The organism is Rhizobium sophoriradicis, assembly GCF_025200795.1.
In the GTDB taxonomy this organism is placed as follows: domain Bacteria; phylum Pseudomonadota; class Alphaproteobacteria; order Rhizobiales; family Rhizobiaceae; genus Rhizobium; species Rhizobium sophoriradicis.
Window position 1 is genome coordinate 2,441,151 of the sequence record NZ_CP104152.1, and the last position, 13,190, is coordinate 2,454,340.

11 protein-coding genes and 1 pseudogene are annotated in these 13,190 nt (G+C 61.0%); 10 read left to right on the top strand and 2 right to left on the bottom strand.

Annotated elements, in window-relative coordinates:
• Positions 1-5: 5 nt before the first annotated feature.
• Both N2597_RS12230 and N2597_RS12235 read right to left on the bottom strand, forming a co-directional pair.
• Complete coding sequence (locus N2597_RS12230) at positions 6-449, bottom strand: SRPBCC family protein (RefSeq protein ID WP_096770933.1); 444 nt, start codon at positions 447-449, stop codon at positions 6-8.
• A 198-nt stretch (positions 450-647) separates the two neighbouring features.
• Complete coding sequence (locus tag N2597_RS12235) at positions 648-1,340, bottom strand: type 1 glutamine amidotransferase domain-containing protein (protein ID WP_183599194.1); 693 nt, start codon at positions 1,338-1,340, stop codon at positions 648-650.
• Between the two features lie 241 nt (positions 1,341-1,581).
• Between N2597_RS12235 and N2597_RS12240 the strand changes: the two genes are divergently transcribed.
• The 10 genes and pseudogenes from N2597_RS12240 (at position 1,582) to N2597_RS12285 (ending at position 13,187) form a co-directional block, all read left to right on the top strand.
• A complete protein-coding gene (locus tag N2597_RS12240; RefSeq protein ID WP_183599192.1) occupies positions 1,582-2,583 on the top strand; it encodes a LacI family DNA-binding transcriptional regulator in 1,002 nt (333 codons plus the stop codon).
• Positions 2,584-2,752: 169 nt separating this feature from the next.
• Positions 2,753-3,787, top strand: coding sequence for a sterol desaturase family protein (locus N2597_RS12245; protein WP_077989407.1), 1,035 nt, complete (start codon positions 2,753-2,755; stop codon positions 3,785-3,787).
• Positions 3,784-4,095, top strand: coding sequence for a MocE family 2Fe-2S type ferredoxin (locus tag N2597_RS12250; RefSeq protein WP_096761957.1), 312 nt, complete (start codon positions 3,784-3,786; stop codon positions 4,093-4,095). The genes N2597_RS12245 and N2597_RS12250 overlap by 4 nt, the downstream gene beginning before the upstream one ends.
• A 72-nt stretch (positions 4,096-4,167) precedes the next feature.
• Positions 4,168-5,087: pseudogene (locus N2597_RS12255) on the top strand (substrate-binding domain-containing protein).
• Between the two features lie 59 nt (positions 5,088-5,146).
• Positions 5,147-6,352, top strand: a complete 1,206-nt coding sequence (locus N2597_RS12260) for an NAD(P)/FAD-dependent oxidoreductase (protein WP_096761958.1) — start codon at positions 5,147-5,149, stop codon at positions 6,350-6,352.
• On the top strand, positions 6,349-7,182 hold the full coding sequence (locus tag N2597_RS12265) for a sugar phosphate isomerase/epimerase family protein (RefSeq protein WP_183599190.1): 834 nt from the start codon (positions 6,349-6,351) through the stop codon (positions 7,180-7,182). Before N2597_RS12260 ends, N2597_RS12265 begins: the two co-directional genes overlap by 4 nt.
• Positions 7,183-7,423: 241 nt before the next feature.
• Positions 7,424-9,076, top strand: coding sequence for a putative bifunctional diguanylate cyclase/phosphodiesterase (locus N2597_RS12270; RefSeq protein WP_096761959.1), 1,653 nt, complete (start codon positions 7,424-7,426; stop codon positions 9,074-9,076).
• A gap of 75 nt (positions 9,077-9,151) precedes the next feature.
• Entirely contained in the window at positions 9,152-9,658 is a 507-nt protein-coding gene (locus tag N2597_RS12275) for a hypothetical protein (protein ID WP_096761960.1), read from the top strand.
• Positions 9,655-10,830, top strand: coding sequence for a class I SAM-dependent methyltransferase (locus N2597_RS12280; RefSeq protein WP_096761961.1), 1,176 nt, complete (start codon positions 9,655-9,657; stop codon positions 10,828-10,830). The genes N2597_RS12275 and N2597_RS12280 overlap by 4 nt, the downstream gene beginning before the upstream one ends.
• Positions 10,827-13,187, top strand: a complete 2,361-nt coding sequence (locus N2597_RS12285) for a SpoIIE family protein phosphatase (protein WP_183599188.1) — start codon at positions 10,827-10,829, stop codon at positions 13,185-13,187. The genes N2597_RS12280 and N2597_RS12285 overlap by 4 nt, the downstream gene beginning before the upstream one ends.
• The last annotated feature ends 3 nt before the right edge of the window (positions 13,188-13,190 follow it).

Sequence of the window (13,190 nt, forward strand, 5' to 3'; positions counted from 1 at the left end):
CCGCTTTATTCGTTGATATCCGGCTCGACGACCTTGGCAAGATTGCGCAGCGATTCCTGCCAGCCGAGGTAGCAGGCCTCGGGCGGGATGACGTCGGGCACGCCAGCCTGGGTGATGTTCACTTCGGTGCCGACCGAGACTTTTTTCAGCGTCACGGTGACATCCATTTCGCCCGGCAGGTTGGGGTCTTCGAACTTGTCGGTGTAGCGGACCCTTTCGCCCGGGACGAGCTCGAGGAATTCGCCGCCGAAGGCGTGGCTGTTGCCGGTGGTGAAATTGCGGAAGGACATTCTGAAGGTGCCGCCGACGGCCGGTTCCAGATGATGCACAGTGCAGAGAAAACCGTTCGGCGGAAGCCATTTGGCAAGCGCGTCTGCCTCGATGAAGGCGCGATAGACCTTTTCCGGGCTGGTCGCGAAAACGCGGTGCAGGCGTATGGTGTTCGGCATGGTGGTGTTCCTTCTGGTGGACGGGATGAACGGGCTAAGGACGGACAAGCCTTTGCCGATCCGACATGGGATCGATCTTTTCTTCAAGAAAAATCGCTCGGAGCTGTGCGGGTGTCAGCTCGGCATGCTTTGGAACTGTGGAAGATGGCGGCCCGCATCTGGGTTGCAAGCTTGCCGCGCCTTGCGCCGCCGCTGCCTTCAGGCCGCTGCCTGCTCGCCCAGCGCATTGAGCAGCAGACGAGCGGCCTGCTTCGAAGAAGCCGGGTTCTGTCCGGTGATCAGCTGATCGTCCTGGACTACATGCACGGCCCAGTCTTCCGCCGCCGAAAACTTTGCCCCCTGCTCTCTCAGCACGTCTTCGAGCAAATAGGGCACGACCTCGACGAGCTGCACGGCGGCCTCCTCGGAATTGGTAAAGCCGGTGACAGTCCGCCCCTTGGCGATCGGCCCGCCATCGGGTGCCTTGACCTTCGTCAGTATCCCCGGCGCGTGGCAGACGAGCGCCAGCGGTTTTCCGGCCGCAAGCGTCTCCTCGATCACGGCGTGGGCATTGCTGTCGTTGGTCAGATCCCAGAGCGGGCCATGGCCGCCGGGAAAGAACACGGTGTCATAATCCGCCTGGTCGACGTCGGACAGTTTCAGCGTATTGGCGAGCGCCGCCGTGGCCGCCGGGTCCCGTTCAAAGCGTCGCGTGTCTTCCGTCTGAAAGGCCGGCTCGTTGCTCTTCGGATCGAGCGGAGGCTGACCTCCTTTGGGCGAAGCGAGCGCCACCTCGGCTCCGAAGTCGCGGAAGACGAAATAAGGGGCGGCGAGCTCCTCGAGCCAGAAGCCCGTTTTCTTCCCGGTATTTCCCAGCTGATCATGTGATGTGAGAACCATGAGAATTTTCATTGCCAGCTCCTTCGGCCCGGCCGGCGGACAAAGCCTTCGCGTCCGGTTTAACGGTGAAATACTGCCTGCAATCTCATGCTGAATGCCGAAATCATAGATCGGCCGCCCCCGCGACACAAGCCTCCTGGGCTCGCCTGGATCCGCCCGAATACCGCTGTGGGTTTTGAGGCTGAGGTGTATGAAGAAGGACAGCTTGCGCATACGATCGCCGACGTCACGCGAGCGTCCGGGGACGTTGGAAATGAGCAAGCCGAATTATCGGGATATCGCCCGCCACGCCGGCGTCGGAACCGCCACGGTCGAGCGGGTCCTGAACGGGCGCGGCGGTGTGCGCTCGGAGCTGGTCGAGAAGGTGATATCCGCCGCGCGCAGCCTGGATTACCCGCGCAAGCTTCCCGACGCCCATCGCGGCCTTCTCCGGATAGAAGTGCTGATGGTGCGTCCGGAAACGAGCTTCTATCGCCGCCTTTCCCTCGCCTTCGAAAGAATTGCCGCGACCCTTGATCCATTGGTCGTCGTGCACCGCAGTTTCACCGACGAGATGAATGCCGAGGCGATCGCGCGGCGTATCCTGTCCACCGACCTTCCCCGCGCCGGCTTGATCCTCGCCGTGCCGAGCAGCCCCTTGATCGGCGCGGCGGTGGAGAAGGTAGATTCGCAAGGCCTGCCCGTCGTCCACGTCGTCACCCGCGCTTCCGAGCGCGTCGGCGAATTTATCGGCATCGACAATGAGGCCGTCGGCCGGACGGCCGCGCTCTACATCTGCCGAATGGCGCGTCGGACCGGACCTGTCGTTGCCATCTGCCATCCGATCTATCAGGTGCACCGCGATCGGATCCGCGGCTTTTCGGAGTATTTTCGCGATCATCCCGGCGCCTCCAGCTTCCAGTGGCTGGGATTTGGTGGCGACGAGGAGCGCGCCAGCGCCGATCGGCTGTGGTCGGCATTGGAGATGTATCCCGACCTTGCCGGCCTCTATAATGCCGGCGGCGCCAATTCCGCCCTGATCGAGGTGCTGCGCCGGCATCCTGGCGGTCGCGACGTGTTTTTCGTCGGCCACGAATTGACCGACTATACGCGCGCAGCCTTGCTGGACGGCGTCATGGACGTGGTGCTGGACCAGGCGCCGGAGGCGCAGGCGCGCCGCGCGCTCGATCTCGTTCTGCACCGCATCGGCCTGACCGAGATCAAACCGGACCAGGCACCGATCCGTTTCATCACCATCACCAAGGAAGGGCTTTGATCTAATTAGATCAAAGAAGGCTTCGCCGTTCGGAGCTCCCGCTGCTAGTTTCGCATCGGGGAGGCGATCCGGCGCGGCGAGGACCCGGCGGATCGAGGCGCAAGTGGCGCTCTCCTCTAGCAAAACATGTGCGGGCCCGGAGACGTCCGGCGCTTCGGAGGAGATGCGAATGGATGATCTGAAATTCGGCAAGCGCAACAAGCGCGGCGATTGGGCGCCGGACCGGCCGGTCGAGACCGCGCCGCTTTTCGCCTTCCCGCCGCAGCTGACGGCGGTCCTGAAATGGCTGCCGCACTATTTCCTGCCCTGGAACCTGATCTTTGCCATCTCCGCGCTCGCCTACTGGGCCTGGATCATCCCCCCTGTTGAAACGATGCGGACGCTGAGTCTCGGCTGGATCGCCTGGCTTTACGCGGTCAACGCCGTCGCGGTCTTGCTGTTCTACGGCGCCTTCGAACTGCATCTCTACGTGCTGAAGCGGCAGGAAAACCGCTTCAAGTACAATGGCAAGTTCCCGGCCGAGCAAAAAAACAGCGCCTTCTGGTTCCAGCGCCAGAACCTCGACAATATGCTACGCACCTTCCTGTCGGGCGTGGTGATCTGGACCGCCGTCGAGGTCGGCATGCTCTGGGCCTATGCCAACGGCTATGCGCCCTGGCTCGGCTTCGCCGAAAATCCCTGTACACTGGCGCTCGTCGCGCTCGTGGTTCCGATCATTCACGAGTTCCACTTCTTCTGCATCCACCGGCTCATCCACACGCCCTTCCTCTACAAATGGGTGCATTCGGTCCACCACAATTCGGTCAACCCCTCACCCTGGTCGTCGCTGTCGATGCATCCGGTGGAGCATCTGCTCTATTTCGGAACGGCCTTCTACCATCTGCTCCTGCCCTCCAACCCGATCATCATGCTCTACCAGCTGCATTATGCCGGCTTCGGGGCAATTCCCGGCCATGTCGGCTTCGACAAGGTCGAGATCGGCAAGGATGGGCTGGTCGACAGCCACGCCTATGCGCATTACCTCCACCACAAATATTTCGAGGTGAATTACGGCGACGCGCTGATCCCGCTCGATAAGTGGTTCGGCACCTGGCACGACGGCTCCCCCGAAGGCGAGGCGCAGATGCAGGAGCGCTACCGCAGGCGCAAGGAAAAACTCGCCGCCCGCAAGGCGCGCCTGGAAGTCGAAGGAGCCGCCGAATGACCTGGGTCACAGCTGGCAAACTCGACGACATCGAACAGGAAGGCGCCATCCGCTTCGACCATGGCGGACGCACCTACGCGATCTACCGCGGCCCCGACGACAGCGTCTACTGCACCGCCGGGCTCTGCACCCACGAGGCGATCCATCTCGCCGACGGATTGGTCATGGATTTCGAGGTGGAATGTCCGAAACATTCCGGCGCCTTCGACTATCGCACCGGCGAGGCCCTGCGGCTGCCGGCCTGCGAGAACCTGAAAACCTATCCGGCGGAGGTGATCGACGGAGAGGTTCGCGTGGCTCTGATCTGAGCCCGCGACATCAGCAGGCCTGAACAGCCTCCGGAACGGATCGGGCGGCCCGGCGCCCCTTGGGAGGATAAGATGAAATCAATCTGTGTGGCGGCCGTCCTGGCCGCCCTGACGACGACTGCTGCCTCGGCCGAGACGATCGGCGTCTCGATGCAGAGTTTCGACAATAATTTCCAGACCCTGCTGCGCGAAGGCTTGCAGGCAAGGGCATCCAAGCTCACCGGCGTCAGCCTGCAGATCGAGGATGCCCAGACCGACGTTTCCAAACAGCGCAGCCAGGTCGACAACTTCATCGCATCGGGGGTCGATGCGATCATCATGACGCTCGCCGACACCTCGGCCGCCACCGGCATCAGCGAGGCGGCCCGAAAAGCCGGCATTCCGCTCGTCTACCTCAATCTCGAGCCGGAAAATATCGACAAGCTTCCGGAAAAGCAGGCCTATGTCGGCTCGAAGGAAACCGATTCCGGAAGGCTCGGCGCCGAGGCCGCCTGTGAATTGCTGAAGAAGAAGGGATATTGATGGGCGATCTCGCGCATCAGGCCTCGCGCGACCGCACCTCGTCGGTCAAGGAAACGCTGGCGACAGGCGATTGCAAGGGCGTGACCATCGCCGACGAGCAGACCGCCGCCTGGACCCGTACTAACGGCATGGATCTGACCACGAACTGGCTCACGGCAGGCCGTCCGATCGACGCGATCTTCGCCAATAATGACGAGATGGCGCTAGGCGCCATTCAGGCGCTCAAGGCATCCGGCGTGTCGATGGACGACGTCATCGTCGTAGGCATCGATGCGACGCAGGACGCACTGGCTGCGATGGCGGCGGGCGATCTTGACGTGACCGTCTTCCAGAACGCCAAACAACAGGCGGCAAGCGCCGTCGACGCAGCCGTCGCGCTTGCCCACGGCAACAGCGTCGACAAGGAAGTCTGGGTGCCTTTCGAACTGGTCACGCCCCAGAACATGACCGAATACGCCAAGAAGAACTGATCCTCCCCGGCCGGCGTCTCCTCCTCACGAGCGCCGGCCGCTCTTTTCAGGAGAACAGCATGGACGGTATCGTCATTATCGGTGCGGGCGAGTCCGGGACCCGGGCGGCCTTTGCACTGCGCGAAGCAGGCTATCGCGGATCCGTCACGCTGGTCGGCGCCGAACCCCATCTGCCCTATGAACGGCCGCCCCTGTCGAAAACTGTCGACGGTGCGGTGCAGATGAAGCTGATCTGCGCGCCAGATGCGCTTGATGCAGCAGGCATCACCTATCTCAAGGGTATGTCGGCCACCAGGCTGGATGCCGACGCCGCGACCGTGACGGTAAGCGACGGTCGGATATTGCGTTACGAAAAGCTGCTTCTGACCACCGGCGCACGGCCGAGACGGCTTGCCTGCCCCGGCGCCGAGCGTGCACTCGACTTCCGCACCCACGCCGACGCCGAAGCGATCTTCTCCAACATCACCCCCGGCCGGAGCGTCGCGATCATCGGCGCGGGTCTGATCGGGATGGAGCTCGCATCGGTGCTTCGCAGCAGAAACGTTGCGGTCAGCGTGATCGAAGCCGCGCCCAAGCCCTTGGGCCGCGCAGTCCCTGCCCGCTTTGCCGACAAGCTGCACATCAGACATGCCGCCGAAGGCGTGCGTTTTCATTTCGATCGGGCTGTGGCGGCAATCGGCGACGATGGCGTCACCTTGACCGACGGCAGCGTGGTGCCCGCCGATCTCGTCGTCAGCGCGATCGGGGTCCTGCCTGACATCGCCCTGGCGGAAGCGGCTGGACTGGCCACCGGCAATGGCATTCTGACGGATGCCTATCTTCGCACCGGCGCGCCGAACATCTATGCGGCAGGCGATTGCGCGGCGGTCGCCCAACCGGCCGGAGGACATATCCGCTATGAAAGCTGGCGCAACGCCAGAACGCAGGCCGAGACCGCGGCGCGCAACATGGCCGGCACCGCCGAGGCGTTTGCCGCCATTCCCTGGTTCTGGTCCGACCAGTACGATCTGGGCCTGCAGGTGGCGGGGCAGCCGCAGCCCGCCCATCAGACTGTCCGGCGCTTGATACCGGCGGGCGAGCTCGAATTCTATCTCGACGATGGCCGCCTCGTGGCGGCCGCCGGCCTTGGTATCGGCAATGGCCTGGCCAAGGATATCAAGCTTGCCGAACTGCTGATTGCCGCAGGTGTCAGTCCCTCGCCCGCGGCGCTGGCAGACCCGAGCGTCAACCTCAAGATGCTTCTGAAAAGCGCGCGGGCCGCATGACGCAGAAGCTGCTCATCTTCCAGTCGCTCTGGGCCATGGAGCGCCGGCACACGGACGGATTCGAGCGCACACTTGACGAGAACATCGCGATGATTCGCCAGGCGGGCTTCGACGGCATCAGCGCGCATTACACCAACCGCCGGGATGTCGTTTTGCTGAACGAGACGCTCCGAGGCAGCGGGCTGAAGATCGAGGCGGTCTGCTTTCCCCGCTCAGTCGAGGATCTGCGGCTGCCGCTGGAGCTTGCCGCGGCCTTTCCCGTCAGCCACGTCAACCTGCAGCCCGATATCCGCCTCCGCCGCGTCGAGGCTTGCCTGCCGCTCCTCGACGGTTGGATGCGGCTCGCCGAAGATGCCGGCATTCCGGTCTTCATCGAAACCCATCGCGACCGGATGACGACGGACCTGTTCTTCACATTGGATCTGCTCGACCGGCGTCCCGAACTGCCGCTGTTGGCCGATCTGTCGCATTTCCTGGTCGGCCGCGAATTCGCCTTTCCGGTCGATGAGGAAAACCACGCCCATGTCAGGCGCGTCCTGCAGAATGCCCATGCATTTCATGGTCGCGTCGCCTCACGCGAACAGGTACAGATCGAAATCGCCTTTCCGCACCACCGGCCCTGGGTCGATCTCTTCCTGCAATGGTGGGACTATGGTTTTCGCCATTGGCGATCCCGTGCCGCCGATGACGCCGAGCTGGTTTTTACCTGCGAGCTAGGTCCCAAACCCTATGCGATCACCGGCAGAGACGGCAACGATTCGACAGACAGATGGGCCGAGGCTCTGGCGCTGCGCCAGATGGTGCGTGAATTGTGGGATGCCTTTGGCTGAGCCGGATTGAACGAATATCGCACGGTAATTCCTTCTCTCGCGCCCCCCGCGGCGGCTCTCTCAATGGCCGCCATCAACCTCGTCGCATCAGTTGCGGGCGTCCACAGCGGCGAACACGCCGGGCGGAGGTTTGGGGATTGTTAATCAGAAATGCCTAATGTAAATCTTGACGAGCACAAGTTGTGCAGGAGTAGAGTTGCTATAATATCTGGTAGGATATTCGATAGGGAGAGCCTCCTACATGCGGAAAATTCCTGCTGCCCGTTTAGCCCTCGGAAAGCCGGAGGCAGAAGCTTCGAGCTTGATGGACCGGCTTTTGTTCTTTGACCGCGATTTCAATCCCATCGAGGATCTGCTCGGCAATGCGCTGCCCTCATACGTCAAACCAGCCGCCTCCTTCTGGGAGCATTTTCCTGAGCTGGACAAATCAGCCATTACGCGTGCTTTCCATTCACTGGATGATAATGCCCAGCCTTTGCGAATATCGGGCGAGCTCGGCGCCCCCGGCTCACCCGGCCTGACGATCTACCGGATCGGCGACCTGTTTGCCGTGGTCCGATCCGAGGAACGGGCCGATGATGAGCGCGCAACACTTTTGCATCTCGCAACCCATGATCCGCTGACCGGACTGCCGAACCGGCGCCAGTTCAGCGAAGACCTGACCGCCCTGTTGCAGGAAACCGCAGGCGCGAGCGAGACACTGTCGCTGATGCAACTTGACCTCGACGATTTTAAACCCGTCAACGACACGCTCGGCCATGCCGCCGGCGACAAGCTTCTTCAATCGGCGGCAAGGCGTATCCTAGCCTGCCTTTCCAGCGATGACAGAGCCTATCGGCTGGCCGGTGACGAATTCACGGTGATATCGGTGGGCTCGGGACATCCGGCCAGAGCCCATCGTTTGGCGGACGATCTGGTTGCTGCGTTCAAAAAACCATTCACGATCAACGGCATCGCAGTCTTTGTCGGCACCAGCATCGGCATATCCACGGCTCCATCGGACGGTACAACTCCGGAGGAGCTTATGAAGGCGTCCGACCTCGCACTCTACACCGCCAAGAAAGATGGGCGCGGTCGGGCAAAAGCCTTTGACCCGGCAATGCTTGAACTGCTGGAGCAGCGGGAACTGCTGCGCCGCAGCCTGCGCATGGCCCTGGTGCAACAGCAATTTTATGTCGAATACCAGCCCATCGCCGAGGGCGGCAGCATCGTCGGCTTCGAAGCATTGCTGAGATGGCACCATCCCCTGCTCGGAAAGATTCCGCCAGCGTCGTTCATTCCGATGGCCGAAGCGGATGGAATGATGCCCGAGATCGGCGCGTGGGTCTTGGAGCAGGCATGCCTTGAGGCGATGAAGTGGCCCGAGAACTACATCGTCGCCGTCAACCTGTCCGCGGCTGAATTCCTGACAAGCGGCCTCACCGACCGGATTTCCCAGACGCTGGATCTTGTCGGACTTCCGCCCGAACGTCTGGAGCTCGAAATAACCGAAAGCGTGCTGCTCGAGCGCACCGTCAACAACATCGACACCCTGAACACTCTCAATGTGCTGGGCATCCGAATTTCTCTTGATGATTTCGGGACGGAATATTCGTCCCTGAGCTATCTGAAAACATTTCCTTTCGATACGATCAAAATCGACAAATACTTTATCACCGATCTCGAAACCGATCTGAAAAGCCAGGCAATCGTCCGATGCATCGTCAACCTTGCACATGACCTCGACATGCAGGTTACAGCCGAGGGGGTCGAGACGCGAGGTCAGGCGGCATGGTTGCACAGCGTCGGCTGCGACAGGCTGCAGGGCTATCTGGTGAGCAGGCCGCTTCCCGTGGAGGCAATTGACGAATTCATTACCCGCGCGGACGCATCCAAGATCCACGCTCGACAATAGTGCTTTAACGACTTTTCGCCATGCTCCTAGATCGCATGCGAATCTGACGCTCCAGACAGACGAAAGGAGGGTGCATTGGAAGAGGAAGCATCCCGCTTCGACGACCACGCATTTGTGCCGATGGTATCGCTGGAAATGAACGTTGCGGTGTTCAAATCTCAATGGCAGTTTTGCGACGAGATTACCGAATATCTCTCCGACATTCTCGGCCAGGGTCACAGCGATCCCGCGCGGTACGCCAACTTTCTTTCAGTCGCGGCAAACGAACTCATCGAACTCGCTTTCCGCGCGACGAACGGACGGGGCAAGATCAGTTTCAGCCTCGCGCGCAGCGCGACCTACAATCGGCTGCGAATTGCGTTTCCCTGCGATGAGGAGTTTCGCCGCAAACACATGGAGGCAGGGGCAGGTGAAATCCAGCCTGGCCTCGACGACGGGTCCGGTCGCCTGGTCACGAAGTCCGATGGGGCTTTGCTCAGCAATTTGGCGACAATATTCGGCGCCGCCATCCACATCGAGAAAGACGGCGCGGACGGGATCGGCATCATTGCCGATTTCCCCTCGGCCGAGGATTTTCAATGAACCTGCTGTCCCTGCCCTTCACCGTGCGGTTTGATCCGACAAATCAGGAGGTCGTGCTGTCCGGCAAGATGCGGCCCCAAAGTGCCGCTGAGATTGCCGATGCGCTCGAGCTGGTGCGGCAGAGTTTGGAAAAATACAGCGGCATCGTTTACCTGAACGTCAAACGCCTGACGCACATCAACATGACGGCCTTCACCGCTCTGTGCGATATCCTCGCGGCCGGCTGCCGAACGAGGCCGGAACGGAACATCAAGATCATTACCTCGAGCGTGATGGCATGGTCTGCTTCGCTATTCGAGATGCTGGCGGCATCGCTGCCGAACCTGTCGGTCGAGGTCTATGATTCGGCGTTTTATCCCGGACAGAGCTTTGTCGAGGACGAGTCGTTCATTCCCATCCTGCGCACGCAGACGAAAATGACCTGGAGGCATGAGCGCGAACTCTTGCCGCGCCACGGTCTGCGCAGCGGTGTTGCTGCCATGGCGGATATCTGCTGCGGCATCGGTGATTTCGCGACCTTGGTTCAGCGGGAATTCAAACCGGCCCGCCTTGTCGCGCTGGATCACTCCGTGCGCAGTCTCGACTATGCCCGCAGGGTCGCTGCCGACTTCGATCTGCGAGGCATCGAATACACTTATGGCGACGCCTCCCAGATGCTGCTTCGAGACGATCAGTTCGACTTTGTCACCTGCCGGCACTCGCTGCAGATTTTCGACCGCCCCGAGATGCTGCTGCGGGAGCTTTATCGCATCTGCAAGCCAGGCGGCCGTGTCTACATCACCAACGAAAAGAATTCGCATTGCCTTGGCGAGCCGCACGCCGAATCGATAAAATGGACTTACGAGGAAGTCGCCAAGCTGTTCAGCCACTTCGACATGGATGTCGAGATGGGACCGAAAAGCCGGCATCTTCTCCTCAACGCCGGCTTCGATGACATCAAGGTCGACTGCTTCATGGTGACCAATCTCGACGGCGATCCGCAGGACTTCGCAGACATGATCGAAGCCTGGGAAAGCGTCTATGCCGGCGAGATGGCGGTGCGCCGCGGCGACTCACCAGATTTCATTCGCAGGTTCCGGCAGGGATTCAAGGATCACGTCTTTGCCGCTCTTCACCCCAAAGGTTATGCAGGCTGGCCGATCTGGGCAGCCTCTGGTCGAAAGCCGCTATGATGGATGGTCAAGCATCGAAGAGACCGATCGGACTGCGCTCGTTTCGAGCAAAGTTCATCCTGGTCGTCGGTGGCGCCGTCCTTTTCGACCTGCTGGTCAGCGGCGGCCTGGCACTTTGGAACGTTCAGAGGCTCTCGCGCGACGCGACGCTCGAAGTCGGCCAGGGCCTGGAAGCCGCGAGCCAGGAATACATCCGCACCTATGCCGATTCGACCGCAGCCCAGGTGAGCCTGCTCCTGCGGCAGGTTCACAACGACGTCGACACTCTGGCAGGCGTGCTCCAGGCGCAGATCGACAATCCCACCCGCAATTCCGACGTCGGCACAGCGATCGCCCGCACATCTCCCGGCAGCGTCAAGCTGTCTTACGACGAGAAGGGGAAATGGTCTCAGAACGCGCCCGGCTCCGCTTCGGTCGTCAGCGTCTGGGGCTATCTGCTCGGTCAGGACCATCAGCCAAGGCCCGACGTTGAGCGCGACATAGAGACAAGCGCAGTTCTCGATCTGGTTGCCCCGAGCCTCCTGCAGCACGGCGCTTCAAAGCTGCAGATGTACTACATCGGACCGAAGGCACGACCGATCTTCAGGACGGCGCCCTACACCGACCAGGCCCAGACTTTCGATCGCCTCTACCCCGGGCACAACGAGGCCGATTTCTGGGACTTCTTTTTCCCCGGCCTCTATGAGTCCTGGCAAAGCTGGGCCAGGGACGCGAAAACGCGGCCCGTCGGTGACGACATCACCCAGACGGCGCCCTATACCGATGCCATTACCGGCAAGCTGATCGTCAGTTTCTTTCATCCGCTCTGGACCGCCGACAGGAAGGATGTCGCCGGGACGGCCGGCGCCGATATTACGCTCGACCAGCTCGCCCAGACGGTGGAAAATGTGAAAGTCGCCCAGTCCGGCTTCGGATTCCTGGCAATGTCCGACGGCAACGTTGTCGCAATCAACAGTACAGGCGAAAAGACGCTCGGCTTGGTTTCGGCGAGCGGTGCGAGCGGAACCGGCGTGACCGGGCTGGAGCGTTCGCTGAAAGGAAGCTCACAGCCGGCGATCGCGAAACTGGCGCTCGACCGCGAACAGGGCATCCAGCACCTGCTGTTGCAGCGGGACGGCAACGAAGTTCCCTATATCGTCATCGTCAAGAAGCTGCCTGCGACCAATCTCTGGTCCAGCGGCCCGGTTCGGCAAGAGGCGATGCTGCTTGGGGTGGTTGTGCCGGAACGGGAAATCGACGCTTCCCTCTATGCCGCCCAGGCCAAGATATCCGAGGCCACCAACCGGATCGTGATCTACCAGATCCTCGCAATCCTGATGTCGCTGCTGATCGTGGCGATCGCCGTGTTTGCGGCTTCGAAACGCATAACGAGCGGCATCCGGGCCCTTGCGGGTGCCGCCAAACGAATTGAGGCGCAAGACTATTCGGTTCGGGTGGCGATATCGAGCAAGGATGAGGTTGGTGTTGCCGGCGAAGCCTTCAACCGGATGGCCGAACGGATCAGCTATCACACCGAAAATCTCGAGCAGCTGGTCGAGGAACGAACGGCCCAGATCGAAGATGCGAAGGAAGAGATCTCGGCGCTGAACGCCCAGCTCCAGCGGGAAAATCGCCGTCTCGGAACGGAGCTCGCCGTCGCCGAGAGAATCCAGATGATGGTTCTTCCGCTGCAACAGGAGCTCGAAGAATTCCAGGACATCGAGATTGCAGCCTATATGCGGCCTGCCGAAGAAGTCGGCGGCGATTATTACGACGTCCTGAAGAACGGCAAGCGGTTGAAGATCGGCATTGGCGACGTCACCGGCCATGGGCTCGAAAGCGGCGTGCTGATGTTGATGGTCCAATCCGTCGCCCGCGCTCTGCAGGAAGCAGGAAATACCGACGCCGTCGAGTTTCTGGCCAATTTGAACAGCGCCCTGTTCAAGAACATCGTCAGGACCAAAATCGACAAGCATCTCACGCTCGCCTTTCTCGACTATGACGGCAAAGAGATGATCCTGTCGGGCCAGCACGAGGAAGTCGTCATCGTGCGGGCAAACGGCGAGATTCAACGGATCGACACGATGGAACTCGGCATACCGATCGGGTTGGAAGCCGATATTTCCGCCTTCATCAAAACCCGTGAAATAGCCTTCGAGAAAGGCGACCTGATCCTCCTGCATACCGACGGGGTGACGGAAGCCGAAAACGATGCGGGAGAACTGTTCGGCATGGAGCGCCTGTGCAGGGAAGCGCTCCGCTTGAAGGATCAGAGCGCTGAGAAAGTCGTTTCGGAAATTGTCGCGACATTAATGCTCTTCATCGGATCCCAGAAGATTTACGACGACATCACGCTTCTCGCAGTGCGACATAGGTGAGAC